Source organism: Sporosarcina luteola, assembly GCF_023715585.1.
GTDB lineage: Bacteria > Bacillota > Bacilli > Bacillales_A > Planococcaceae > Sporosarcina > Sporosarcina luteola_D.
In genome coordinates this window covers 1,220,328-1,246,714 of record NZ_JAMBOK010000001.1, presented here as the reverse complement: position 1 = coordinate 1,246,714, position 26,387 = coordinate 1,220,328, and the positions used below count along the sequence as shown (strand labels likewise).

Sequence of the window (26,387 nt, the reverse complement as noted above, 5' to 3'; positions counted from 1 at the left end):
GAAAAGAGATATCGCCATCCTAGTAGGGATTGGTGATATCTCTTTTTATATGGAATGCAAAAAAGCGTTCATTTTTTCCGGGTAGTCTGTGAAGATGGCTTGTACTCCGGCTTGTTTCAAGGTCTTTGCGTGGGTTTCATCGTTGACTGTAAACGTTCTGACCGGCATGCCGCTTGTAATCACTTCGGCCATCGACAGTCGGAGTGCCGCCGGGAAAAGGAGATGAAGTGCATCTGCAGGGATTTTACGTAAATAATCGAGTGGGTTGACGAGTACTTCCATGAACAGAGCAGCTGTCTCGACACGCGGGTTCAGCTTCGCAACTGCCTGGATGGCAGAATGATCAAATGAAGAAATGATGACACGCGATTCCAATTGTCTAGATTCAATTACATCTAGCACTTTTTTGACCATTCCTTCGTATGGGAAAATATCCGATTTTATCTCAATGTTCAATTTGTGGTGAGTCGAGTCGAAAACATCGAGAACGTCGGCGAGTGTTGGTATTGTTTCTCCTTGGAAATCAGGGGAAAACCAGTTGCCGAAATCGTGTTTCTTCAGTTCTGCCAAGGACATGTCTTTAACATATCCTGTTCCATCCGATGTGCGGTCGATCAATTCGTCATGGATGACGACAAGTTCGCCATCTGCTGTCATATGTACATCGAACTCAACGCCAAAGACGGGGAGACGCGCGGCCTCCATGAAGGCTGCGAATGTATTTTCAGGAAAATCCCCTGAAGCTCCCCTATGTGCGAATATCTCCATGTAGGTCCCTCTCATTCCGTTTCCAATGATAATTTGTACGCAACAAAAGGGCGCGGAATTAGTGCCGTTGCCCATACAACCTGGAGTATGTCACTCCCAAGTCTTTCGTTGTTCTATCTCCTTTTTCAGGATTTCCGCCCCTTCAGGGCTTAGATACATGCCGTTGGATAGTCTCTTGTTATCCGGAGTGATGTCCCCGGTTACGATACAAGCCGAATCCACAACATACTTACGGAGGATGATCATATCGTCATCCACGAAAATTTCCATTGGTGCACCTTTTTCAAGTTTCAACGTGTTTCTCAATTCTTTTGGGATTACAATCCTGCCGAGATGGTCAACTTTTCTGACAATACCTAAGCTTCGCATTATGATCCTCCTTGAAACTATGTTTTATTGTTATAATTCACACTATTATACCAGTAAATTAGAAAAATACAAAAAAATGTATACTTTCTTTTAGTTTCCTATTCTCTCTATTCCTCTTATCCCCGCTTTAAAACGTTTAAGTATGTAATTTATTTTGATAGAATAGGAAGGTCTTTTAAGAAAGGGGAAGCAATCATGTCATTCATCCAGAAGAAGCCCGTCGTTTTTGACTATATACAGATCATTGCAGGAGCGACTCTGGTCGGGCTTGCATTCAATATATTTTTCTTGCCGTCGCGTATCGCGGCTGGCGGCATTTCAGGAGTCAGTACAATCCTTTATGAATTATTCGGATATAATCCTGCATATGTGCAATGGGTGATCAATATCCCGCTCATCATACTGGGGCTCTTGCTCGCAGGTAAAGAGTTCAGTGCAAAGACGATTGTCGGTACTTTTTTTGTCCCATTTGTCATCTATTTGACGGGCGGCCTTCAATTGTCCGTCGACAATCCGTTTCTAAGTTCCATCTATGGCGGCATTATGCTAGGCATCGGGTTGGGTATCGTCTATAGGGGAAATGGATCGACAGGCGGCACGGCTTTAATTGCCCAACTCCTAAAAAAATATACGGGCATATCAAGCGGGTTTTCCCAGTTGATCGTTGATGGGGTTGTCGTAGTCACTTCAGCTTTTGTCTTCAATTTTGAGCTTGCGTTGTACGCACTCATGTCGATTTATGTGACGAGTAAGGTAATCGATTTCGTCCAGCTCCAAACGTCGCCGACAAAGCTTGTCCTTATCATTACTGAACACGAAGAGAAAATCCAATCGGTCATTAAGAATGAAATCGATAGGGGATTAACGAAAGTAAAGTCGACGGGGGGCTATTCAAACGATGAGAAGACAATGATCCTTTGCGTTGTCGAACAGTCCGAAGCCGTTTATTTGAAGAAATTGCTTCAAACAGCCGAGCCGTCATCCTTTGTCATTTTTCTCAATGCTTCGGAGATATTGGGACTCGGTTTTTCAAGGGCAAAAGTTCATCGTTAATAGAAACCGGTATACAAACCCACTAAAGATGATATAATAGTCTTAATTGAATATTTCTTATCAAGAGAAGCTGAGGGAACTGGCCCTTTGAAGCTTCAGCAACCTCTGCAATTGCAGGAAGGTGCTACCTCCAACAAGATGTGAATCTTGAGAGATAAGAACGAAAAACAAATCAAGTCCTCGTTCCTATCTTTTGGAACGGGGGTTTTTATTTGTCGTCTAGACTTAGGGCGCCATAAGCTCGGGTCATAAGTCAAATCTGCTTTGTGGCAAAAAGCGCCACACCGCATCTTCGCCTTATGCCTGTCGCCTATGGGCGGGCGCCCTTCGCTTTTGTATATTTAAAAGGGGGAAACGCTATGCCAATCAATATACCGGAACAATTACCGGCACGCGAATTGTTGAAACAAGAAAAGATTTTCGTCATGGATGAAGGGCGGGCTACCACCCAAGATATCCGTCCGTTAACGATTTTAATCTTGAATTTGATGCCTGAAAAAGAACGTACAGAGCTCCAATTGCTCCGGCTTCTCGGCAATACTCCATTGCAAGTGAATGTTTCATTTTTGAATACCGCAACATACGAATCAAAAAATGTAAGTAAAAACCATTTGGATTCGTTTTATACAACATTCGAGCATGTCAAAAGCCGCCGTTTCGACGGACTGATTATCACAGGAGCCCCAATCGAGCATTTGAAGTTCGAAGATGTTATTTATTGGGATGAATTGAAAGAGATCATGGAATGGTCCAAAACAAATGTAACTTCCGTTTTACATATTTGCTGGGGGGCGCAAGCTGCGCTTTATCATCATTACGGAATCGATAAATATGAATTGCCGAAAAAATTATCCGGCGTTTTCAGTCATCAATTGACCGATCCGACTGTCGAATTGGCACGCGGCTTCAATGATTTGTTCAATGCACCCCATTCCCGCTATACGTCGGTCTCAATTGATGAGATTAAACAGGACCCGCGCCTTCAATTATTGGCAGTTTCTGAAGATGCAGGTGCCTTCATCGTTCTATCCAAAGACGGCAAACATATTATGGTCACCGGACATTTGGAATATGATGCATGCACGCTTGGCGAAGAATACGAGCGGGACTTGAAGAAAGGGATCGACATCGATGTTCCTGAAAACTACTTCCCTGATGACGACCCGAAAAAGCAGCCGCTGAACACGTGGCGCTCCCATACTCATCTTCTTTTCTCAAACTGGCTGAATTATTATGTCTACCAAGAAACACCTTACGAGTGGGAATGAAACCAGAAAAATGACAGCGAAGCGGGAAGTGAAAATTCCCGCTTCGCTTAATTTTTTTCTCCGTATATTGTCATAGTTTTATCACACACTAGCGTTAGCGGAGGTGTGAAAAGATGATTTCAGACGTGATTTCAAAATTGGACTTTTGGGAAATGATGCTTCGTACAACTTTTGCTTTCATTATTTTAATGATACTTGCCAGATTTATGGGGAAGAAGCAGATTTCACAATTAACGTTTTTTCACTATGTTACCGGGATTACGATCGGGTCCATTGCGGCTGAGATTGCCGGGCAATCGGAAACCCCATTTCTAAATGGTGCCGTTGCAATGATATGGTGGGCTGTACTAACTATCTTTGTGAACTTCTTAACATTGAAGTCGATCAAAGCAAGGAAGCTATTCGATGATTCACCAACCATTGTTATTCATAAAGGAAAAATTAGTGAACAGGGAATGAAGAAGGGACGCATTTCATTGAACGATCTGAACATGATGCTTCGTGAGCAAAGCATATTTGCAATTGCAGACGTTAATTATGCCATCCTGGAAACGAACGGCCAGTTAAGTGTCATGAAAAAAGCGGCTCAAGAGGCAGCGACGCGCAAAGACGTAAAAGCGCCCGGCAAAGAACCGAAATATATACCAACAGAAATCATTTCTGATGGGAAATTAATTAAAGAAAACCTGACTGAATTAAAGCTGACGGAAGAATGGGTTTATGAACAGCTAAAGAAAAATGGATTCAGTAAAGTAGAGCAAGTATATTATGCGGAAATACTGACTGACGGCACATTGCATATTGACCAGCGAACTGAAAAGAAGTAGATATTGAAAATATATGAGGGGGCAGAAGCTTGTTCTGCCCCCTCATATCCAATTATCGGGGAATCGAGAAACGAGCTGAATTCAATTTTTTACGTTATAATGAATGACAATCATTCAGTGGGAAGGTGGACGGCAATTGGATAAGAAGGAAAGGATCATAACAGCGGCAATAGACGTTTTCCGCAAGCAAGGCATCGAAAAGACGAAGATATCCGATATCGTGAAAGTGGCAGGGATTGCTCAAGGGACGTTCTATTTATACTTCCCTTCAAAGCTTTCTTTGATGCCGGCAATTGCTGAAGTGATGGTCGCAAAAACATTAGAGATTGTAACGGATAGAGTTTCGGAAAATGCACCATTCCCAAAATGGATGGAGCAGCTCGTCGATGCGATTTTCGAAGTGAATGAAGAGTACCACGAAATTCAAGCACTCATTTATTCAGGCCTGGCATCGACAGAGCACTTGAAAAATTGGGAGACCGTATACGCGCCTTTCTATAAATGGGTGAGTGAGGGTCTTCAGCAAGCAATCGATGAAGGCGTAATCCGGAATACCGTCAATCCAGAAAGGACGTCACGACTTGTAATCGGCCTCGTGGAATCTGCAGCGGAACAAATTTATTTATATGACACTGACAAGGAAGATGAAGCGGTCATTCAAAAGAATGAAGTGAAGGATTTCTTGAAGCAAGCCCTTGCGTATTAAAAGCCAATAAGCATTTGACAACTTGTCATTAAAAATGAATGACAGTCAGTCACCAAGTTAGGAGAAATAAATTATGAACAAATCATGGATCTACGTAGCGCTAACAAGCTTTTTCGAATTGGTATGGATTTTCGGTTTCAATGTCGCCTCCGAATGGTGGCATTGGATTCCAATCTTGTTTTTCATCTTCGTCGATTTTCATTTCTTGGCAAAGGCCTGTGAAAACCTTCCGACAGGTACGGTGTATGCCATCTTTGCAGCAATTGGAACAGTTGGGACCGCATTGATGGATGTGTTCATATTCGGGGAAACCCTTGGAGCAGGCAAGCTGTTTTTCATTGCAATTTTAGTTGTCGGCGTCATCGGACTGAAGATTGCTGACGGCGTGGATGAAAAGAAAGGATTGGTTAAGTGATGGGCTGGTTATTTGTATTCGCAGCGGCTATTAGCGAGCTTGTCGGCGTTGTCGGGTTGAATAAATATAGTGAAGAGAAGACATTTACCAATACCATTTTGTTCGGCGGAGGATTTGGAGCAGCGTTCGCATTTCTCTATATGTCGTTCAATTATTTGCAGGTCAGCACAGCATACGCTGTCTGGATTGGTATAGGAACTGCCGGCGCAGTTTTAATCAATATGCTGTTTTTCGGTGAGTCAAGGAGCAAAGGGCGTATCGCCAGCCTACTTTTGATAGTAATTGGTGTTGTTGGATTGAAGGCTTTATCGTGAATAGTAGAAAGCGGGGAACAACTTGAAAGAAAGTTGCTTCCCCGCTTTTAATTTAATTTCCAAGGAATTAGTAAAAGAAGTACAAAATATTTTAGAACCTAGGAATTCTATTTTATATGACAGGCCAATTCCTCTCAACAGCTATTCTCTCTAATCTCGCTTCAGGTTTAACAGCAACCGGGTTTCCAACGAGTTCAAGTACAGGAAGGTCGGAATAGCTATCACCATAGGCGAAGCTTTGCTCCCAGTCAATCTCATTGCCTTCTAGGCTCTCCATGATTTTTTCGGTTTTGCGTTCCCCCTGGATCGGGTAAATGGCAGTGCCTTTGTCGAATATCCCATTTGCCGTAAACGGTATGTCAGTCCCGATAATCGTATCGAACTCAATACCTTCCGTTACGGAATGTAATAATGGAGTATAAGCGCCTGATACAAGCATGACATGCATATCTTCTTTATGATGCTGTTGGACCCTCGCCACTACTTCCGCATTAAAATGCTTCCGCATGTTTTCTTTTATTTCCTCAAAGTACTGGTCTAACTCGCATTTCGTTAATGAATCTAACGTATTTGCGTAAATTTGCATAGATCCTTCTCTCATCTTTGCTTCAGGAACAAGTTTAATTTTATACCCAATGTAAAGCGGGAGAATCTTACGAAAGAAAGATTTGTACTTCGAGCGGTGTGTTGGATGCTGCTTCAAATGCTCCATTAATAATTGAAAAGTTTCTTTCGAATATAGCGTCCCATCAAAATCGAATATTGCAACTTTCATCGAATAAATCCCCCTATTTATACAAACAGATTTAGTAATGATGATACAGCGTTTGAAATCAAAGGGCAATTTGTGGATAATTGATGGAGAGAGTGAGGAGACTGGACATGCATAACAATCAGAAGAAGAGAAGGGAAGATTCCTTTCTGTTTTCAGTGAATGAAGAAGCGGAACTACTGCCGTTTTTATTGGAAAACATGAAAAAGAACAGCCGAAATTCGGTCAAGTCAATGTTGACGAGAGGGCAGGTCTCCGTAAACGGCAGGGCAGTGACAAAACATAATCATCAACTGCTGCCCGGACATAAAGTGGAAATCCTTGCGAATAAGGCAGCACTGAATGAAAGCAAACTGACAGGGTTGGAAATTATTTATGAGGATGATGCGATAATCGTGATCGATAAGGAAGCCAGCCTCTTATCGATGGCTGCAAAAGATAAAAACGAAAGAACGGCATTCAGCGAAGTATCTGCGTACGTCAAAAGACAAGATCCACGACAGCGGGTCTTCATCGTCCATCGTCTCGACCGCGATACATCAGGTGTCCTCTTATTCGCAAAAAGCGAACAAGTTAAGATTACACTGCAGGATAATTGGGATGAAATGGTGAAAGAAAGGATTTATACGGCATTAGTTGAAGGGAATGTCCGTAAAGAATCAGGCACAATCAAATCCTGGCTGAAGGAAACACGGACATACAAAGTCTACTCGAACCCGACAGACAACGGGGGCCAACTGGCAATCACCCATTACCGGAAAGTTAAATCGAACCGTCAATATTCATTGCTGGAAGTCAAATTGGAAACCGGCCGCAAAAACCAGATCCGTGTCCATATGGAAGAAATCGGGCATCCGGTTGTAGGAGACAAAAAGTACGGCTCCACCGTCAACCCGATTAAAAGACTGGGCTTGCATGCGACAGCATTAACAATCGTACACCCTGTATCCAAAGAAATAATGAAATTCGAATCCCAAATTCCAGCATCTTTTATCAATAAAACATTATAAAATAGGCTGCCTTGACATTGCGTCAAGGCAGCTTATTCTTATTGGACCGTATGATTCGGCATGCCTGGCTGACCTACTGTTGCAAACGCATTTAAAATTGACTGCATATCTTGTTGAGCCAACTGAGGAACTTGGTAATAATGGTGTTTGTTTTGATAAATCGACAACTCATACGCCATCTCTATGCAGTTTGGCACCGAATCCGCCAATACACGTCTAACAACTGGATTGGTCGATTCAAGAGCAGACATTGTTTTCGCCGAAGCATTTGCTTTAGCGGATCCAAGAAGGAAGCCAGAAATCATTTCATCATTAATCTCGTTCGCATTTTGCATCGGCTTCTTCGGCTGCGACGGCTTCATGCCGTAAACAAAATCATTTCCCTGCTTCATTTTGTAGCTGCTTGTCGGATGGGAAGGATCCATGCCCGTCTTGAAACATTCCACTGTTATATTATATTCGTCCAAAGTGAAACGGTATTGCCTGTCCAAAATGTCGAGCAACTCGGGATCTTTAACATGGGGGCGTAAGATCATTGCCTGGTTTAATGTGGCGATAACGCCTGAAAGAACTTCATGAATATCGAAAACCTCATGTCCTCCATGGTTCATCTGTTGCGGGACCGTTCCTGTGTGCATATTTTGATGTGTTTCACCGAATTGATTCTGCGTCAAAATAGGTTTCCTCCTTTGTAGATGATTTTCAATCGTCAGTAGTATGGCTTCAAAGAGACGGCATATGCGTGTAAAAATTTCTAATCGCGCATAATCCCATGCCTTTAAAAATAGCATGGGATAAAGGACATTTTGTCAACGAAAGGAAGTGGATAAAAATTGCTGATACATGTCGTGCAACAAGGGCAAAGTTTATATGGAATCGGGCAAACTTATGGAATCCCTTACGAAGAAATCGCTAGTGCGAATGAGTTGACGAATCCTTCCCGCATCGTAGTTGGGCAAGCCCTCGTCATTCCGGTTGCTGGCAGTTATCATTGGGTGCTGCCTGGACAATCACTGTATGTAATTTCCCGGTTGTATGGAACGACAGTGGAAGAGCTAGCCAGAGTCAATGGCATTTCACCAAACAGCATTTTACAGATTGGCCAACGATTGTCTCTTCCTCAAAGAAGGAAACCGGTCATTGATACCTTTCTTTATGTAGAGCCGAGGGAAGCGATTATGGATGTAATCGTTCAAGAAGTGAGAAACAGAGTAGAGGATTTGACGTATTTAGGGATGTTCAGCTATGAAGCACAGCGGGATGGCTCATTGAAAGCCCCGCCGATTGATGATATTCCTGAGATTGCCGCACAAGCTGGAGTTTTGAATGCGATGGTCGTTAGCAACTTGGAGAATTTTGCCTTCAGCGGGGATCTGGCAAATGTCTTCTTTACGAATCAAACGGTACAGAACCGATTATTTGAAAATATTGTTCAAACTGCGAAAAGGTTCGGCTTTAGTGACATTCATTTCGATTTTGAATTTATAAGACCAGCGGATAGGGAATTGTATAATACTTTTCTGAGAAATGCACGTGCGCGCTTCCATCCGGCCGGTTTGACGTTATCCAGTGCGCTGCCGCCTAAATCGAGTCCCGCTCTGACAGGGGTTTATGGCGGCATTGACTTCAAAGCACACGGGGAAATATGCGATTTTGTCACGTTGATGACGTACGAATGGGGGTATTCATATAGTGACCCGCAACCCGTGAGCCCAATCAATCAAGTTCGTCGAGTTGTGGAATTTGCGGTCAGCCAGATTCCAAGGGAAAAGATCTTCCTAGGCCAAAATTTATACGGCTATGACTGGACATTTCCATACCCCCCAAAAACAGGAATTGCGGCAAAAGCACTTAGTCCACAGCAGGCAATCAATTTAGCGATTACTCAAAATGCGAATATCCAGTATGATACCATCGCCCAAGCGCCGTTCTTCCTTTATTGGGATAATAATGGTGTTCGTCATGACGTCTGGTTCGAAGATGCACGCAGCATCCAAGCTAAATTCAACTTGATAAAGGAATTCAACTTACGGGGAATCATGTATTGGAAGCTTGGTTTAGCATTCCCTCAAAATTGGCTGCTACTCACTGATAACTTTACAGTGCGAAAACGATAATAGTAAAAAAAAAACGGACCATATGTGCAACCGCACATATGGTTCGTTTGATGGGGCGACTATTAATCTTTTGAAATATAATTTATTACGCTTTGGAAAATGTCTACATCCGGATTGATTATCAGAGCAGGTAGGAATGCGAAAGCCATTATAATCACTAAATTGGCTCCTATTACAGTTCGCAGAATTTTGCTGAATTTCATAAAGCATCTCCTCTTTCTCTTTGTAGTTGTTTTCCAAATCGCAAATATCCTCGCTTTGGATATATCTAATAATAATCTATGTTCAGAAATGTGTAAATGATTTTATTTTCGTACGACGGATTTCGACAGAAGTAAGTAAATTGACACATTATACAAGGATAGACGGAAAAAGATGTTGTATATATTCATAATTTCAGTAATACTTAATAAAACGAAGAGACGATTTTGAAATATTAATTTTCATGATATTGATAGACACCATACTATGTTTTCTTCGCGATTTATTGAGAAAGGATGAGGCTAATGACAAATATGGAGAACTCACGAGGCAACCGTAGCCGGGCAAATGACTACGTCCATGAGGTATATGAATTGGTGAAGAGAAGAAATCCGGATGAAAAGGAATTTCTGCAAGCGACGAGGGAAATATTCGATTCACTTCGACCTGTCTTTGCCAAACATCCTGAATACATTCGAAATGGAATCCTTGAACGCATCACAGAGCCTGAGCGGATCATTTCATTTCGTGTCGCTTGGGAAGACGATAAAGGGAAAGTTCATGTCAACCGTGGTTATCGTGTGCAATTCAACAGTGATCTCGGTCCATATAAAGGCGGCATCCGCTTCCATCCTTCCGTGAACAATAGCATTATGAAGTTTTTAGCGTTCGAACAGATCTTCAAAAATGCATTGACAGGACAGCCGATCGGAGCGGGAAAAGGCGGCTCGGACTTTGATCCGAAAGGGAAGTCCGAAAGGGAAATCATGCGTTTTACACAAAGCTTCATGACCGAATTATGCAAGCATATCGGCCCTGACATTGACGTACCTGCTGGGGATATAGGCGTCGGCAAACGGGAAATCGGCTATATGTTTGGCCAGTATAACCGGTTGAAAGGCGGTTACGAGGCGGGAGTGCTGACGGGAAAGGATCCGAAGCATGGCGGTTCGCTTGGGCGGAAGGAAGCGACCGGATACGGAACCGTCTATTTCGTCGAAGAGATGTTAAATGAAAACGGGCTTTCTTTCCAAAATAGCACGGTCGTTGTCTCGGGATCAGGAAATGTATCAACGTATGCTATTGAAAAGGCCCAACAACTTGGAGCGAAGGTCGTCGCATGCAGCGACTCTGCCGGCTATATCTATGATGAAAACGGCATAAACCTCGACACTGTGAAACGATTGAAAGAAGTCGAAAACAAACGGATCTGGGAATATACGAAGGAGCATCCGGATGCAGAGTACTATGATGATTGTTCTGCAATCTGGTCCATTCCTTGCGATATTGCACTTCCTTGCGCAACGCAAAATGAAATCGATGAAATTGCTGCCCACATGCTCATTGCAAACGGACTGAAAGCGCTAGGAGAAGGCGCCAATATGCCGTGCAATATCGAAGCGATCGATATCTTCCTCGAAAACAACATCCTTTTTGCTCCTGCAAAAGCAGCGAACGCAGGCGGAGTGGCAGTTTCTGCAATGGAAATGTCACAAAACAGCATGCGACTTGCTTGGACGGAGGAAGAAGTAGACATGCGCCTGAAAACGGTCATGGAAAACATTTATGCAAGCTGCAAGGAAGCAGCTGAACAGTTCGGCAAGCCAGGCAACCTTGTCATGGGCGCCAATATTGCAGGTTTCCTGAAAGTTGCAGATGCGATGGTGGCACACGGAATAAGATGATTATCAGAAACTACCTTACACCCAAGCGGATGTGAGGTGGTTTTTTCATTCCGGAAATTAATTTCTCATTCAAATCTATTGATATTCAAATTATATGTGTTATTATAAAAATACATAAAGATGAATAAAGATACAGAATGATGTATAGAGGAGGATGTAATTATGGGAAATAAAAAAGTCGTATTAGCATATTCAGGTGGTCTTGATACTTCGGTGGCAGTGCAATGGTTGACGGATAAAGGGTATGATGTGGTTGCTTGCTGCTTGGACGTCGGTGAAGGGAAAGACTTGCACTTTATCCAACAGAAAGCGCTGCAAGTCGGAGCGGTGAACAGTTATGTCATCGATGCGAAAGAGGAGTTTGCGAATGAGTATGCATTGCTTGCTTTGCAGGCGCGCACATATTACGAAGACAAATACCCTCTCGTATCGGCGCTTTCACGACCTTTAATTTCCAAAAAGCTAGTTGAAGTGGCGCATAAGGAAAATGCGACAGCTGTAGCACATGGCTGTACTGGGAAAGGGAATGACCAAGTTCGTTTCGAAGTGGCAATCAAAGCGCTTGACCCGTCACTTGAAGTCATTGCACCTGTCCGTGAATGGAGCTGGTCGCGTGAAGAGGAGATCGCTTATGCGAAGGAGAAAAATATCCCGATCCCGATTGATCTGGACAGCCCTTATTCCATCGACCAGAATTTATGGGGCCGAAGCAATGAATGCGGCATTCTCGAAGATCCATGGGCCGCGCCGCCCGAAGAGGCATTCGGTTCGACAGTATCGATTGAAGAAGCGCCGGATAAACCGGATGTCATTGAAATTAAATTTGAAAAAGGGGTACCGGTCAGCATTGACGGAAAACAATACCCATTGAGTGAACTTATTTTGAAGCTCAATGATCTTGCTGGAAAGCACGGCGTTGGAAGAATTGATCATGTCGAAAACCGTCTTGTCGGCATCAAATCACGTGAAGTGTATGAGTGTCCCGGTGCAATCACATTGCTGAAAGCGCATAAGGAATTGGAAGATATCACGCTTGTAAAAGATGTCGCCCACTTCAAGCCGCTCGTTTCCCAGAAGCTCAGTGAATTGATCTATAATGGCTTATGGTTCTCGCCATTGCGAAATGCGTTGGAAGCTTTTGTCAAAGAGACGCAACAATACGTCAACGGGGTTGTCCGTGTGAAATTATTCAAAGGGCATGCAATCGTAGAAGGTCGAAAATCATCAAACTCCCTCTACGATGAAAAGTTGGCAACCTATACATCCGATGACGAATTCGACCAATCGGCAGCTATCGGCTTCATCCAATTATGGGGTCTGCCGACAGAGGTCCATAGCTCAGTGAATAAAAAGCAAAAAGTGAAAAACTGATGTAACGATGCCTCCTGCGGAAAACCGCAGGAGGTTTTCTAATGGGTAGTAAATAACTCCTAATGATCCTGACTAGCTATTACTAACCAATTTACGAATTAAGGAACAATTATCCTTTTCTTGTAGTAAAATTTGTATGAGATTACCAATCTTCTTTGAAAAAATAATTGTGATGGGGAGGAAATTCAGTGGAGAATGTTCAAGAAAAGAAACCAAAGAGGAAATCGCCCGTATTATTGATTGCCGTGCTGACAGCCGTACTAGTAATTGGTGCCGGCGCCGTTTCCGCTTTCTTCTTATTTAATAAGTCACCAAAAGTCAAATACTTGTTGGCCGAGACAAAGACGTTCACTCAAGTCGGAGACCTATTTGAAGAGCGTTATAAAAATGAGGTAGATTGGATGGACGTCCAAAAGAAAAAGCCCGTTAAAACTACTTATGATTTATCTGCACAATGGGATGATCCAAGCGCGGGGTATGATATGGCAGAGCTGCAGAGGATTCTCAATAACACGACTATTTCCATGACACAAGTGAAGGATCCTGTGGAAAAGGAATGGGAAATGAATTTCAGCGGAAAATTCGGCACTATTTCAACTGAATTCGTGACATTGTATTTTACACCTGAAAAAATGTTGGCGGCATTGCCGTTCACGGATAAGCTGCTGTTTTTCATGGATGAGGACTTCGGGAAAATGATGAGGGAAACTGACGCTTTTTATGAAGGTCCGGAAAAACTTGGACTATCCCGCATGTTTGAAGAGCAATTTTCCATGGACGGAGAATTCCAGAAATACGTGAAAGAGGAGTATATGGAATACCTCTATCATGAGCTGCCTGAGGATGCGTTCACAAGTGATAAAGAAGAGATTGATGTATTCGGGGAGAAGATGAAGACTGAAAAAGTGGAAATGAAACTTTCCGAAGAACAAGTAAAGTCTCTTCTCGTGGATTTATTCAAGAAAGCGCGTGATGATGAAAAATTGAAGGCGCTTTTGAAAGAACAAATTGCATTTTCTACAATGACTGAAGATGTTTCCGATCAAAAACTGACAGAGTTGATTGGTGATTTTGAGGATTCAATGGAAGAAGCGATCAAAGAAGTCAATGGATGGCAAATTCCGAATGGAATCGAATCGACAATCTGGCATAAGTCGAACAGCATTGTGAAGCGGGAATTCGTCATGTCTATCGGTGAAACCAAAGGTGAAATCGCCACATTGAAGTTCGAAGGTGCCCAATTATTGGAGAAATCCGGACAGAAATGGGATTACTCATTCACAGGCACGGGCCCTCAAATGCAGGAAGAGAAGATCGTCAATTTCAAGGGTGATTTAACGTGGAAAGATGGGAAATCGGACGATACGATTACCATCAACGCAGAAGATGTTTCCATTACGTATAAAGGGAAAGAAGAGCTGGATGGGAAAGACCGTAAATTCAATCGGGAAATCTCCGTTGACGACGAAGGCTTTTCTCCTAAACTCGTTTGGAGCGGAAAAGCGACTCATGAAAAAGATACGATGAAGGCGGATCACGAGTTCACAATCATCGACCCATCCGGAGCGATATCTACAACTGATATTCACCTTCGCTTGAAACAGGAAGGGAAAATCGTGAAAAAAGTGGAGATGCCGGATGAATCCAAAAACACTGTAGATGTCGGCAAGATGAGCAGTGACGAAATGGATGACCTTGGAGATGAGTTGGCTCGAGAGTTTGAGAAGTGGGTTACTGATCTTATGGGCGACCTCCAAAGTGAGCTTGAAAACTTCTGATGATTGGAAGTGGACTGTATGCAATCAGTACGAAAAGTGCTGTTCTTCACGAATGAATACTTGAAACAGCTGAAGAAGAAGCGGGCGACCCTTCTTCTTTTTTTTCTATTTCCAGTTATTTTGATCGGATTGTTAGTGGGGCTTGCTGCAGGTTTACTCATTCCAGCCGAGAACTCTCCGATCCGCGTTGCATTGATTGATGAGGATCAAACGAAGGAATCGAAGTTAATCAGCACGTTGCTGACGGATACAGCTAGCGGACAAAACTACATAGAAATCATTACGGCTTCGAGCGAGGAAGCTGGACGGTTAATTGAAAGAGATGAAATCAGCACGTCATTTGCATTGCCGAAAAACTTTACCGAAGACCTTTATGAAGGGGAATCAGTGACAATCCCGATGGTCGGCAACCCTTCCAGGCCGATCGACAGCTTCATTGCGAAACAGCTAGTCGATAGTTTGGCCAGGTACATTGCTGCCGCACAAGCGAATATTTTGGTGATCAATGACTATGCAAAGGAGACTCCGATGCCTCGCGAAGAGCGGATGGATATGATGTTTGAGCAATTCGTCGATTTCACGCTCTTTACGTTAGGCAAGGATAAACTGCTGGATGAAGAAGTATTGAAGAACTCGGCAACATCATCACCTATAAATTATTTTATGTTATCGGGTTGGTTCATCATCTATTCCGTCTGGCTGTTATCGTTTTACATCGTACTGGTTGATGTTGAGTCGAAGTCGATGGCCGTTAGGATGAAACTACTTGGTGTCAGCGTTGGCCAGCGGGTGGCGGGGAGATTGCTCGTTTCGTTTCTCGTTAGTACACTGCTTGCTGGAGTTGCATTTTTCATACTGATTCAATTGCTGAAATTTGAATTTTACGCTGTGGACATGATGCGATTCGGTTTATTTACGTTGTTATACGCCTTTATTCTACTTTGTGGTATTGCAGTAATTGATACATGGCTTCCGTCTAAGAAGATTGGGCTGTTTTTGCAATGCATCTTTGTTTTTAGCATCGTTCTGATAAGTGGGGCATTGATTCCGACATTGTACTTTCCCCAGTCAATCCAAGGACTCCTTTCCTATTTATTTTCACCGATCGCCCTTGGGTGGATGATGGATCTAGTGCTTGAAGGCCGTAATTATGCAGATTACACATCCATGGCTATCTATTCGTTTATTGCATTTCTAGTCTTGTGGATGTCGTTCAGCTGGAAAGAGAGGTGGAGTCGATGATTCGAATGCCCGCACAATTTTATCGGCTGAAAAATGAATGGAAAAGCGTCGTCTGTTGGATGCTCGTTCCGATTCTACTGACGGTTTTTGTCATGAAGACATTCGGTGCTTTGCAGGAAGAGGCGAAGGTGCCGATTGCGCTCATTGTTGAAGATTCATCTCCATTGGCAAGGCAGTTGGCACATGAAATTGAGAAAAATGATATGTTGTCAGTCCGTTATATGGAGCTCGACGATGCGTTGTATAAGTTGAAGCAGCATGAACTTGACAGTGCATTTGTCATACGGGAAGACTACAGCGAATCTGTGGCAGCGAATCGTCGGAATGGGTTGATTGAAGCTTATTCATCCAATCGGTCTTTCGCCTATCCGGCAATTTCGGAAATGGTCATGTCACTGGCCCAGCAAGATATTTCGAGGTCGAAAGCAGCGATGGTCATCCAGCAGTTGTTCCATAATTATGGAATGGATGATGAATGGGATTATGAAGAAATTATCGAGAGAAGTGAAGAGAAGCAAAGGAACGAGAGCCTTCTTAAAACAAGTTTTTCGTACGGCAAGCAAGCAGGGCAGAACGATGAAAAGCCGATGGACTTCTTGAACAGCAGAGCAGTCTGGGCATTTTTCGCTATCATTTCGACATTTTTCTTGTTTGATTGGATGCTCAAGGAAAGCCGACCTTCCATGCAAGTGAGATGGCTGTATTCCTCAACAACGTTTAAACGCCATGCTTTATGGATGCTAGGCTTGTATTCATTATTGACGTTGGTGTCGGATGGGCTTACTTTACTTGTCTTCCACTTCATTTTACAGGAACCGGTTACTTTGTCTTTACTCCTTCCGATGCTCGCTTTCAGACTGACTCTGAATCTGTTTGCATTTTTGCTTGCGATCGTTTATCGTCAAGTGTTCGTGTATTACATGACGGGAATTGCCGCGGCTCTTCTATTGACAGTCACTGGTGGCGCTGTCATACCGCTCGATGCCTTCTCCCGAAAGTGGCAATGGGTGGAAATAATCAGTCCTGTACGTTCATTGATGATGACGACGATTCCGGTGGTATGGCTTATGTTATTGCTTCTGATGCTGGCTGTCTGGTTGGTGAAAGGAGGAAAGCGGATTGCTTGAAGTAGAAGGTGTCCAAAAACGGTATAAACGAAAAAGTGTCTTGAAAGATGTTTCATTACAAATGAAAGAAGGGGAAATTGTCGGGTTGGTGGGAGAGAACGGTGCCGGAAAATCGACATTATTGCAAATTTTGGCTACGGCAATGGAACCTACAGCTGGCGAATTGCGTTTAGATGGTAAGCGGTATAAGGATGATTTCAAGCAATTACGTCAGATCATCGGTTATGTGCCACAGGATATTTCTGTCTGGGAAGAGTATACAGTCGAAGAGAATCTGCGTTTTTTCGAAAGGCTTTCGTGGAAGCGAAGGTCGCCGAAGGAGTGCAGGAAACTCTGTCTCGATATGCAGCTGACACAGTGGAAGGAGCCGGTCCATTCGCTGTCCGGTGGAATGAAGCGCAAGCTCAATTTGGCGATCAGCCTATTGCATGATCCGATTCTTCTTTTATTGGACGAACCAACGGTAGGCATTGATTTGAAATCAAAAACGGAAATCGGCAGCTATTTATTGAATTTGGCAAAGAAGGAAGGAAAGATGATTTTGTATACATCGCACGATATGGATGAAATTATAAATATCTGCGACCGTGTCTATTCCATCGGTGACGATCCATTTTATCCAACATTGCTGAAGGAACGGGGAATTGAAGTGAAACAGCTATTGTGACTGAATCAGCCATTTCTCCACCTCCGCTCTCATATACTAAAACGAACTTGAATAGGTGATCAAGTGAAGAAGATAAAGAAGTTGGGGATGACAATCGTAATCGCAGTCGCATTAATCGGAGTGACGACTTGGCTGTTGTTGGGCAAATGGATGGCGGATGGGATGAAGCCATTGGCGGACGGTTCGTTGGAATATGCCATCATCCTAGGCGCTAAGGTGAACGGGGAGACGCCCTCGCTCACTTTGCGCTATCGGTTGGAAGAAGCGCTATCTTATGCAGAAACCTATCCGGACGTAAAATTCATCTTATCGGGCGGCCAAGGTCCGGATGAAGACATCGCAGAAGGGGAAGCGATGCGTCGATACTTGGTGGAAAGAGGCGTGGCAGAAGAACGGCTGCTGCTTGAAACCGAGTCCACATCGACGTATGAGAACATCCTTTATTCGAAGAAGCTGCTGCCGGAAGATGTAAATGCGGTCACACTTATAACAAGCGATTTCCATTTAACGCGCGCACGTATGATCGCGGATGGCCTCGGTTTGGAAACGGACGCCTTACCTGCGAAGACACCGAAGTCGGTTGTCGCGAAGCAGCACACAAGGGAAAGGTTCGCACTAATTAAGACGGTTATTGTTGGAAAGTGATAGTGATGCAAAACAGCCCGCTCTGGACGCGGGCTGTTTTGCGCTCAAGAAAGCAGAAAGTGGTATTGCGCTCAAGAATGCGGTATCGCGCTCAAAGAATGCGGTATCGCGCTAAAAGAATGCGGTATCGCGCTCAAGAATGCGGTATCGCGCTCAAGAATGCGGTATCGCGCTCAAAGAATGCGGTATCGCGCTCAAAGAATGTGGTATCGCGCTCAAAGAATGTGGTATCGCGCTCAAAGAATACGGTATCGCGCTCAAAGAATGTGGTATCGCGCTCAAAGAATACGGTATCGCGCTCAAAGAATGCGGTATCGCGCTCAAAGAATGCGGTATCGCGCTCAAAGAATGCGGTATCGCGCTCAACAATGCGTTTCCGCGCTCAAGACTATGGTATTGCGCTCAAGAAAGTAGTTCCGCGCTCAAGAAAGCGGATCCGCGCCCAAAGCAAGCAGTTCCTACGCCCAAAGCGCGCCTACCATGCACGTTCCAATTTGATTAAAGTGAATCGATCGGATGGAAAGTCGGCTTCAACCCTTCAAACGTTGCAATATAATCAAAACCGATCGACTGCAGCAGCTTTAGCGACTCCTTGAAATCGAAAGCGATGTCTTCTGGCTTATGCGCATCCGACCCTAGCGTAATGATCTCTCCGCCACATTCCTTATACAGCTTCAACACATCATGGCTCGGCAATCCATTCGGCAACCCATAACGGACACCGGACGTATTCAACTCAATTCCTTTTCCAGCAGGGATGATCACGCCAAATATTTCACGCAACACATCATGGAAATCATTGTCGATGACTTCAGGCGCATACCGTTTGATCAAATCAACATGTCCTAAAATGGAATAGTTCGTAAAGTTATTCACGCAATGCAGCAATTCATTGTAATACTTCAAAGAAGCATCCTCCACCGAAATCCCCTTGAAAAGATCCCCATAATGCAATCCTTTCCGCTCGACAGTATGCATCGAGCAAATGATGAAATCAAACGACTCCGCTTTCAGCATTTCATCATAGCGTTCCAATAAATGAGGCTGCACACCAATCTCGACGCCCTTCTTGATGCGGATTTCCCCATTATACCGATTGCGCAATTCATCAATCCGCTCCCCATATTTCCGTTTATCAAAATCAAATTCAATCGAATCATCGGGATAATCATAATCGATATGTTCCGTGAAACAGATTTCTGAAAGGCCTTTTGCAATTGCCCCTTTCACCATCTCCTCCATATCAACATTACAATCTCCCGAAAATGAACTATGCATGTGGTAATCAAACATAAAAAATCCTCCTATCAGTTGACAAATGAAAAAAATAGACTTATAGTACGTTATAACTTTAACGTAGTAAAGTAATGAAGTAAAGGTGGTATGCACATGAATTCCGGATTGAAAGAAGCTGAGACGTTCGAGCAAGTAGTCAATACGTTAAGCAATTCATTTTCGACATATGGGTTCCAACGGATTACAACACCGGCTTTCGAACGATATGATCTTTATTGCAAAGTGACGAGTTCCGTTAACCGAAAAGAGATGGTGAAAGTGATCGATCCATCTGGAGACGTTCTTGTCCTTAGACCCGATGTGACAATACCGATTACACAGGAATTGTCTCACGCTCACCGCAAGCTGACAAGTGAACACCGCTTTTATTATATACAGGAAGTGTTTCGCCGGTCATCCGACCCGACTGAGAAAATTGAGCGGACACAAGCGGGGATTGAATATTTTTGCAAACGGTCGCCAGATGTGGATGCGGAAACAATATTTTTGGCGCTGGAGACGATGAGGGATTTGGAGTTCAATGACATCAAAATTGAAATTGGGCATACCGCCTTCTTCCAAGAAATGATGTCGCAGCTCCCATTAACGGAATTACAAAGCGATCAGTTGAAAGTATGTATACAGGCGAAGAACAGTGTTGAGATTGGTGAACTCCTGTCAAACGTTGAAGCGGACGATGCAGTCAAACATGCCATTACGCAAATTCCTCATCTTTACGGGAAACCGGAAGAAGTGCTTAAACGCGCAGAAGAAATCTCCACAACGTCACGTATGGAAGAGACGCTTTCCTATATCAAGGAAGTTTGCAGCCGGTTAAAGGAAATTGACGAGCATCTCGTCCTCGACTTTGGGTTGATCAACAGGATGGATTACTACTCGGGCATTCTTTTTCAGGGATATGTCGGACGTTTTGGCAAACCGGTAATAATGGGCGGGCGGTATGATCAATTGGGCGTCGAATTCGGAGCTGACCTGCCGGCAATTGGATTTGCTTGTGAAATCGAATCATTAGTGAAAGCTTCCGATAACCAGAAGCAAAAGGAGGATGTCTGATGGATTGTTTGACTGTTGCGATGGCGAAAGGAAGGATTGCAAATCAGGCGATAGCACTATTGCAGGAGGCGGATATCTGTTTCTCAGACTTTACCGATAAAAGCAGAAAGCTTATCTTCATGGATGATTCGAATTCCATCAAGCTAATTTTCGTGAAAGCGGTGGATGTGCCGACGTACGTAGAGCAAGGCGCTGCGGATATCGGGGTGATCGGCAAAGATGTTCTATTGGAAGATCCCAAGGACGTTTATGAACTGTTGGATCTCGCTATAGGGAAATGTAAATTGTCCGTTGCCGGTTTTCCGGAAAAGCTCAACGAACAGACCCAGTTGACAGTTGCTTCGAAGTATCCGAAGATCGCAAAACTCCATTTTGAACAAAAAGGGATCCGCACCACTATTATCGAACTGAATGGGTCGGTTGAATTGGCACCGCTCATTGGCTTGGCAGATTGTATTGTCGACATCGTCGAAACGGGTACAACATTGAAAGAGAATGGCTTAGTTGTTATCGAAGATGTTGCGGAAGTAAGCGCAAGATTGATTGTGAATAAAGCCAGCTTTGCGATCAAAACAGAGCGTATCCAAAAATTCATTGCCGATGTCAAGACGGGGCTGGAGGTGTATTCATGAAAATCGTCAATGCAGAAGACTATAAGTTGGAAATCAAGAAACGGAACGAGCAGTCCATGGATCTGGAGTTTGACCAGAAAGTGCTTTCAATCATCAACGATATCCGTATGAACGGGGATGCGGCTCTTCATTTGTATACCGAACGGTTCGATGGTGTGAAGTTGGAGAATTTCATTGTTGCAGATGATGAATTCGATGAAGCCTATACGCTCGTTTCGGAAAACTTCATCACCTCACTCCGGAAAGCAAAACGGAGGATTACCAATTTTCATGAAGAGCAGAAAGAACGCTCTTGGTTCATCCGGCAGGAGAAAGGCGTTTTGCTCGGTCAGCAAGTGACGCCTCTTGAACGGGCCGGCATTTACGTGCCTGGCGGGAAGGCAGCCTATCCGTCGACTGTTCTAATGAACGCCATCCCCGCAAAAATCGCCGGAGTCGGCTATATTGCGATTGCGACTCCTCCGCAGCCTGACGGGAAAGTGAACCCGCATGTATTGGTCGCTGCGAAGGAAACAGGGGTGGACATCGTCTATAAAGTGGGCGGCGCCCAGGCGATTGCAGCAATGGCTTACGGCACTGAAACAATCCGGAAGGTGATGAAAATAACCGGGCCTGGCAATGCATATGTTGCAAGGGCGAAAAAATGGGTATTCGGTGATGTTGGAATTGATATGATTGCGGGTCCAAGTGAAATCTGCGTGTTGGCGGATGAAACGGCAAACCCCAGTTTTGTGGCAGCAGATCTATTATCACAGGCGGAGCATGACGAGCGGGCGGCCGCAATTTGTGTGACGACCAGCGAGCAGTTTGCAGAAAAACTAGTGGCGGAAGTTGAAGAGCAACTTCCCGAAATGGACCGAGTGGAGATTGCGCGCTGTTCCATAAATGATTTCGGTCGCATCATCGTCGTTGATTCGCTGAATGAAGCGATCGAACTAGTGAACGAAATCGCACCGGAGCATTTGCAAATCATGGTGGCAAATCCGATGGAACAATTGCCGTTCATCCGGAATGCAGGGGCGATTTTCATCGGCCCGTTCTCACCGGAAGCATTGGGAGATTATATGGCGGGACCAAATCATACATTGCCTACTAGCGGAACAGCCGTTTTCTCGTCTCCGTTAGGTGTTTACGATTTTATTAAAAAGTCGAGCATCATCCATTATTCAAAGGACGCATTCAATGAAGTGGCAGATGACATTATCATTTTGGCGGAAGCAGAGCGATTGGCGGGTCATGCCAAGTCGATCCAACTGCGGAAAGGGGGAGCCCAATGAGAAGTGGGAAAATTAGTAGAAGCACTGCAGAAACAGCAATTGAACTGGAATTTGCGATTGATGGAACAGGGAAAACGGATATTCGGACAGGTGTCGGCTTTCTCGACCATATGTTGACGCTGTTCGCGAATCACGGACGATTCGATTTTTCAGTTGATTGTGATGGAGATCTCGCCGTCGACCAACACCATACGGTCGAAGATATCGGCATCGTGCTCGGCCAGGCGTTCAATCTCGGCATTGGAGAGAAAGAAGGCATTGAACGGTATGCGACGGTGTCGACGCCGATGGATGAGGCCTTATCTACGGTATCACTCGATATAAGCGGACGTTCCTTCCTCGTCTATAACGTCGAAGGATTGAAAGACAAAGTAGGGGATTTTGATACCGAGCTGGTGGAAGAGTTTTTCCTCGCCTTCACGCGGCATGCAAATGTGACATTGCATATCAATTTGCAATACGGGAAGAACAGCCACCATATCATCGAATCCATTTTCAAGAGTTTTGGAAGGGCTCTGCGCATGGCGAGTTCAGTGAACCCTGAAATTAAAGGGGTTCCATCGACAAAAGGGATTTTATAAGGGGGAGTCGACAATGATTTTATTTCCAGCAATCGATATTAGAGGAGGCAAATGCGTCCGTCTTATCCAAGGCGACTATGCCCAGGAGACCATCTATCATGAATCACCATCGAAAGTGGCAAAAGACTGGGAAACGCAAGGCGCCGCGTACATACACGTTGTCGATTTGGACGGCGCGAAAACCGGTGATTCATTGAATGCTGAGGCAATTAGGGAAATCGTGAAGGTTGTGAACATACCTGTCCAAGTCGGTGGAGGGATTCGGTCGATGGAAACGATCGATTCACTTATCGCAAGCGGCGTCAGCAGGGTCATAATCGGGACGGCTGCCATTCAAAACCCACAGTTCGTCGAAGAAGCGGTCGCCAAGTATGCTGGAAAAATCGCAGTGTCGATCGACGCACGAAATGGATTCGTTGCGACGGACGGCTGGACGGAAACGACGGATGTCAAGGCGGTCAAATTGCTCCGATGGCTTGAAGGTGCAGGTGTCAAAACGGTCGTGTATACCGACATTATGAAAGACGGCATGCTGCAAGGACCGAATTTCGATGAGTTATATGTGGTGAGCAAAGCATCCGATATGGACGTCATCGCTTCCGGCGGTGTATCGACGATTGAGGATATCGCAAAGCTGAAACAGATGAATCTATATGGCGTCATCATCGGGAAAGCGTTGTATGAAGGGACATTATCCTTGGAAAGAGTACTGGAGGTGCAACGATGAAGAATAGGATTATACCTTGCATGGACATCGATAACCGGAAAGTTGTGAAAGGGAAGAAGTTCCTCGATGTACAAGATGTTGCAGATCCCCTGACGCTTGCGAAAAAATACGTAGCGGACGGTGCGGATGAACTCGTCTTTTATGATATATCCGCCTCTACGAAGAACAGGGAGATATTCCTTGATTTGATTGAAGAGATTGCGCAAGAGGTTACGATTCCTTTCATCGTCGGTGGTGGAATAAGGACCATCGATGACGTCGAAAAAATCTTAGCCGTCGGCGGAGACAAAGTATCCATTAATAGCGCCGCTTTGCTGAATCCGGAATTGATTCGAGAAGCTGCTGAGAAATTCGGTTCCGAGCGGATCATGCTCTCAATGGACGTCAAGAGAACCGGTCCCGGAAAATGGTCTGTCTTCTCAAAAGGCGGCATGGAAGAAACCGGGCTGGATGCAATTGAGTGGGCAATGACAGGAGAGCAACTCGGCGCCGGTGAACTTGTCATTAACAGCATCGATGAAGACGGCGTGAAGGATGGCTATGATATCCAGCTTAACAAAGCGATGGCTGAAGCGGTGAGCATACCGATTATTGCGAGCGGTGGAGCGGGCAAGCCCGAACATTTCGTGGAAGTCTTGACGGAAGGGAAGGCGAGCGCCGCCCTTGCTGCCTCAGTATTCCACTTTGATGAAATCCATATCGGTGAATTAAAGACATATTTGGACGAACAAAAACAAGTCGCAGGGAATGAATCATGATGAATTTTAACCTAGATGCACTTATATATGATCAGAACGGTTTGGTTCCCGCTATTGTACAGGATGAGCGGACAGGGGAAGTGCTCATGCTCGCCTATATGAACCGGGAATCCATTGAAAAGACGCTTGACACGAAAGAGACTTGGTTTTACAGCCGTTCCAGGCAGGAGCTTTGGAATAAAGGCGCGACTTCCGGCAATCGACAAGCTGTTAAACGGATTTCCGTGGACTGCGATCAGGATGCGATCCTCATCCAAGTGGCGCCAGCCGGGCCCGCATGCCATACGGGTGAAACGACTTGCTTTCATTCCATCGGATTTGAAGAGAGCGGTTCAGTTCGCAGCGTCGTGCATGAAGTCGTTGATGAGATTAAAATCCGGCGTGCGAATCCTGTGGAAGGATCCTACACTTCTTATCTATTCCGTGAAGGAGTCGATAAAGTATTAAAGAAGATCGGGGAAGAATCGACGGAAGTCGTCATTGGGGCGAAAAATCGGGATAAGGATGAAGTGACGAATGAACTTGCCGATTTGACGTATCACACGCTTGTCCTTATGGAATTGCTCGATGTGTCTGTTGATGAAGTGAAGGCGATCCTACGGGAGAGAAGGCCGAAGAAGGAAGTGGTGCTGGATGAATAGGCTCTGGAGCGAAATGGTGAAACGGACCGAGCCGTACGTGCCGGGCGAACAACTGAATGATCCGGATATCATTAAATTGAATACGAATGAAAACCCGTATCCACCAAGTCCTCGCGTAAAAGAGGCGATAGTGGAAGAGTTGGAGGGAAAGCTCCGGCTGTATCCATCCCCGACAGCGGACGAACTACGACAAGCCATTGCAGAAACCTACGACTTATCAACGGACGGAGTTTTCGTCGGGAACGGGTCGGATGAGGTTCTGGCTTTTTCATTCATGGCGTTCTTCCATCCAGGTAAACCGATCCGCTTTCCGAATATCACATATAGCTTCTATCCGGTATACGCAAAGCTGTTCAATATTCCATATGAGCTAGTTCGTGTGAATGAAGATTTCACTTTGCCAGCGGAATCCTTCTTCGGTTCTGAAGGCGGCGTCATCCTACCGAATCCGAACGCGCCGACAAGCCTTTATATGGATCTCTCATCTATCGAATCTATTTTACTCAATAACCCCGATCGAATTGTCATTATCGATGAAGCGTATATTGATTTTGCAACCGCATCTGCTGTGGAATTGGTCAGGTCGTATGACAATCTGCTTGTCATCCAGACAACTTCAAAATCCCGCTCACTTGCAGGCATGCGCGTCGGCTATGCAATCGGCCATCCGGATTTAATTGAGGCGCTTGTACGGATTAAGGATTCATTCAACTCCTATACGGTCGACAGGCTGGCGATTGCCGGGGCGACGGCTGCATTCAAGGACCGGAAATACTTCAACAGTACGGTGTTGAAAATTAAAGAGACACGGAACCGACTTATTGAAGCTTTAAAGGAGATGGGATTTCACGTCTTGCCGTCACAGGCGAACTTCGTATTTGCCAAGCATGCCGAAAGAGCAGCCGCTGAAATGTATAAGCAGTTAAAAGAAGCGGGGATTCTCGTCCGTCACTTCAATCAACCTGAAATCGGTAACTATTTACGCATTTCGGTTGGTACGGACGAACAGATGGATAGCCTCCTTCGAAAACTGGAACAAGTGCTAGCAGTCGATATCCGAATTTAAAAAAAGAGGATGGCAATGCGG

The 26,387-nt window shown here is 44.6% G+C and carries 29 protein-coding genes and 1 riboswitch; of the genes, 24 read left to right on the top strand and 5 right to left on the bottom strand.

What is annotated here, in order from left to right; translation table 11 throughout:
- Window positions 1-45: 45 nt before the first annotated feature.
- Entirely contained in the window at window positions 46-768 is a 723-nt protein-coding gene (locus tag M3193_RS06345; protein WP_251625247.1) for a glycerophosphodiester phosphodiesterase, read from the bottom strand.
- A 90-nt stretch (window positions 769-858) separates the two neighbouring features.
- Entirely contained in the window at window positions 859-1,137 is a 279-nt protein-coding gene (locus M3193_RS06340; RefSeq protein ID WP_251625245.1) for an AbrB/MazE/SpoVT family DNA-binding domain-containing protein, read from the bottom strand.
- A 195-nt stretch (window positions 1,138-1,332) separates the two neighbouring features.
- On the opposite strand from M3193_RS06340, the gene M3193_RS06335 reads away from it, so the two are divergent.
- The 6 genes from M3193_RS06335 (at window position 1,333) to M3193_RS06310 (ending at window position 5,720) form a co-directional block, all read left to right on the top strand.
- Window positions 1,333-2,190 (top strand): YitT family protein, encoded by an 858-nt coding sequence (locus M3193_RS06335; protein ID WP_251625244.1) that lies wholly within the window; start codon window positions 1,333-1,335, stop codon window positions 2,188-2,190.
- Between the two features lie 54 nt (window positions 2,191-2,244).
- Window positions 2,245-2,351: riboswitch (SAM riboswitch) on the top strand.
- A 198-nt stretch (window positions 2,352-2,549) separates the two neighbouring features.
- Window positions 2,550-3,458, top strand: a complete 909-nt coding sequence (gene metA / locus M3193_RS06330; protein ID WP_251625242.1) for a homoserine O-acetyltransferase MetA — start codon at window positions 2,550-2,552, stop codon at window positions 3,456-3,458.
- A 113-nt stretch (window positions 3,459-3,571) separates the two neighbouring features.
- Window positions 3,572-4,285, top strand: coding sequence for a YetF domain-containing protein (locus tag M3193_RS06325; protein WP_251625241.1), 714 nt, complete (start codon window positions 3,572-3,574; stop codon window positions 4,283-4,285).
- 136 nt (window positions 4,286-4,421) lie between these two features.
- Entirely contained in the window at window positions 4,422-4,991 is a 570-nt protein-coding gene (locus M3193_RS06320; protein ID WP_251625239.1) for a TetR family transcriptional regulator, read from the top strand.
- A 73-nt stretch (window positions 4,992-5,064) separates the two neighbouring features.
- Window positions 5,065-5,406, top strand: coding sequence for a DMT family transporter (locus M3193_RS06315; RefSeq protein WP_285851847.1), 342 nt, complete (start codon window positions 5,065-5,067; stop codon window positions 5,404-5,406).
- Window positions 5,406-5,720, top strand: a complete 315-nt coding sequence (locus M3193_RS06310; RefSeq protein WP_251625237.1) for a DMT family transporter — start codon at window positions 5,406-5,408, stop codon at window positions 5,718-5,720. Before M3193_RS06315 ends, M3193_RS06310 begins: the two co-directional genes overlap by 1 nt.
- Window positions 5,721-5,832: 112 nt before the next feature.
- On the opposite strand, the gene M3193_RS06305 is transcribed toward M3193_RS06310, so the two are convergent.
- Window positions 5,833-6,495, bottom strand: coding sequence for an HAD family hydrolase (locus M3193_RS06305; RefSeq protein WP_251625235.1), 663 nt, complete (start codon window positions 6,493-6,495; stop codon window positions 5,833-5,835).
- Window positions 6,496-6,602: 107 nt separating this feature from the next.
- On the opposite strand from M3193_RS06305, the gene M3193_RS06300 reads away from it, so the two are divergent.
- Entirely contained in the window at window positions 6,603-7,502 is a 900-nt protein-coding gene (locus tag M3193_RS06300) for an RluA family pseudouridine synthase (protein WP_251625233.1), read from the top strand.
- A 38-nt stretch (window positions 7,503-7,540) separates the two neighbouring features.
- On the opposite strand, the gene M3193_RS06295 is transcribed toward M3193_RS06300, so the two are convergent.
- Window positions 7,541-8,176, bottom strand: coding sequence for a spore coat protein (locus tag M3193_RS06295; protein ID WP_251625231.1), 636 nt, complete (start codon window positions 8,174-8,176; stop codon window positions 7,541-7,543).
- A gap of 159 nt (window positions 8,177-8,335) precedes the next feature.
- Between M3193_RS06295 and M3193_RS06290 the strand changes: the two genes are divergently transcribed.
- The 9 genes from M3193_RS06290 (at window position 8,336) to M3193_RS16815 (ending at window position 18,931) form a co-directional block, all read left to right on the top strand.
- Window positions 8,336-9,619 (top strand): LysM peptidoglycan-binding domain-containing protein, encoded by a 1,284-nt coding sequence (locus M3193_RS06290; protein WP_251625229.1) that lies wholly within the window; start codon window positions 8,336-8,338, stop codon window positions 9,617-9,619.
- 506 nt (window positions 9,620-10,125) lie between these two features.
- On the top strand, window positions 10,126-11,505 hold the full coding sequence (gene gdhA / locus M3193_RS06285; RefSeq protein ID WP_251625227.1) for an NADP-specific glutamate dehydrogenase: 1,380 nt from the start codon (window positions 10,126-10,128) through the stop codon (window positions 11,503-11,505).
- A 162-nt stretch (window positions 11,506-11,667) separates the two neighbouring features.
- On the top strand, window positions 11,668-12,876 hold the full coding sequence (locus tag M3193_RS06280) for an argininosuccinate synthase (protein ID WP_285851846.1): 1,209 nt from the start codon (window positions 11,668-11,670) through the stop codon (window positions 12,874-12,876).
- A 188-nt stretch (window positions 12,877-13,064) separates the two neighbouring features.
- On the top strand, window positions 13,065-14,654 hold the full coding sequence (locus M3193_RS06275) for a DUF6583 family protein (protein ID WP_251625225.1): 1,590 nt from the start codon (window positions 13,065-13,067) through the stop codon (window positions 14,652-14,654).
- Window positions 14,655-14,672: 18 nt separating this feature from the next.
- Window positions 14,673-15,896 carry an ABC transporter permease gene (locus M3193_RS06270; protein WP_251625223.1) on the top strand — a complete coding sequence of 408 codons (1,224 nt, stop codon included), beginning with the start codon at window positions 14,673-14,675 and terminating at the stop codon, window positions 15,894-15,896.
- Entirely contained in the window at window positions 15,893-17,023 is a 1,131-nt protein-coding gene (locus M3193_RS06265; RefSeq protein ID WP_251625219.1) for an ABC transporter permease, read from the top strand. The genes M3193_RS06270 and M3193_RS06265 overlap by 4 nt, the downstream gene beginning before the upstream one ends.
- On the top strand, window positions 17,016-17,690 hold the full coding sequence (locus tag M3193_RS06260) for an ABC transporter ATP-binding protein (protein WP_251625217.1): 675 nt from the start codon (window positions 17,016-17,018) through the stop codon (window positions 17,688-17,690). The genes M3193_RS06265 and M3193_RS06260 overlap by 8 nt, the downstream gene beginning before the upstream one ends.
- 63 nt (window positions 17,691-17,753) lie before the next feature.
- A complete protein-coding gene (locus M3193_RS06255; protein ID WP_251625215.1) occupies window positions 17,754-18,335 on the top strand; it encodes a YdcF family protein in 582 nt (193 codons plus the stop codon).
- Window positions 18,336-18,340: 5 nt separating this feature from the next.
- Entirely contained in the window at window positions 18,341-18,931 is a 591-nt protein-coding gene (locus M3193_RS16815) for a hypothetical protein (RefSeq protein WP_353056367.1), read from the top strand.
- Here the strand turns inward: M3193_RS16815 and M3193_RS06245 are convergent.
- On the bottom strand, window positions 18,834-19,628 hold the full coding sequence (locus M3193_RS06245; protein WP_251625211.1) for a histidinol-phosphatase HisJ family protein: 795 nt from the start codon (window positions 19,626-19,628) through the stop codon (window positions 18,834-18,836). The two genes, M3193_RS16815 and M3193_RS06245, sit on opposite strands and share 98 nt — an antisense overlap.
- Before the next feature lie 96 nt (window positions 19,629-19,724).
- Between M3193_RS06245 and M3193_RS06240 the strand changes: the two genes are divergently transcribed.
- From M3193_RS06240 to hisC, 8 genes are read left to right on the top strand one after another with little or no spacing between them, the layout of a single operon-like run.
- Window positions 19,725-20,684, top strand: a complete 960-nt coding sequence (locus M3193_RS06240) for an ATP phosphoribosyltransferase regulatory subunit (protein ID WP_251625209.1) — start codon at window positions 19,725-19,727, stop codon at window positions 20,682-20,684.
- Window positions 20,684-21,316 carry an ATP phosphoribosyltransferase gene (gene hisG / locus M3193_RS06235; protein ID WP_251625207.1) on the top strand — a complete coding sequence of 211 codons (633 nt, stop codon included), beginning with the start codon at window positions 20,684-20,686 and terminating at the stop codon, window positions 21,314-21,316. The genes M3193_RS06240 and hisG overlap by 1 nt, the downstream gene beginning before the upstream one ends.
- Window positions 21,313-22,593 carry a histidinol dehydrogenase gene (hisD, locus tag M3193_RS06230; RefSeq protein WP_251625204.1) on the top strand — a complete coding sequence of 427 codons (1,281 nt, stop codon included), beginning with the start codon at window positions 21,313-21,315 and terminating at the stop codon, window positions 22,591-22,593. The genes hisG and hisD overlap by 4 nt, the downstream gene beginning before the upstream one ends.
- Window positions 22,590-23,174, top strand: a complete 585-nt coding sequence (hisB, locus tag M3193_RS06225) for an imidazoleglycerol-phosphate dehydratase HisB (RefSeq protein ID WP_251625202.1) — start codon at window positions 22,590-22,592, stop codon at window positions 23,172-23,174. Before hisD ends, hisB begins: the two co-directional genes overlap by 4 nt.
- A gap of 13 nt (window positions 23,175-23,187) precedes the next feature.
- Window positions 23,188-23,901 carry a 1-(5-phosphoribosyl)-5-[(5-phosphoribosylamino)methylideneamino]imidazole-4-carboxamide isomerase gene (gene hisA, locus M3193_RS06220; RefSeq protein ID WP_251625200.1) on the top strand — a complete coding sequence of 238 codons (714 nt, stop codon included), beginning with the start codon at window positions 23,188-23,190 and terminating at the stop codon, window positions 23,899-23,901.
- Window positions 23,898-24,659 (top strand): imidazole glycerol phosphate synthase subunit HisF, encoded by a 762-nt coding sequence (gene hisF, locus M3193_RS06215; protein WP_251625198.1) that lies wholly within the window; start codon window positions 23,898-23,900, stop codon window positions 24,657-24,659. Before hisA ends, hisF begins: the two co-directional genes overlap by 4 nt.
- Entirely contained in the window at window positions 24,656-25,300 is a 645-nt protein-coding gene (gene hisIE / locus M3193_RS06210) for a bifunctional phosphoribosyl-AMP cyclohydrolase/phosphoribosyl-ATP diphosphatase HisIE (protein ID WP_435372015.1), read from the top strand. Before hisF ends, hisIE begins: the two co-directional genes overlap by 4 nt.
- Window positions 25,293-26,366: a histidinol-phosphate transaminase gene (gene hisC, locus M3193_RS06205; RefSeq protein WP_251625196.1), complete on the top strand. Its 1,074-nt coding sequence runs from the start codon at window positions 25,293-25,295 to the stop codon at window positions 26,364-26,366. The genes hisIE and hisC overlap by 8 nt, the downstream gene beginning before the upstream one ends.
- The last annotated feature ends 21 nt before the right edge of the window (window positions 26,367-26,387 follow it).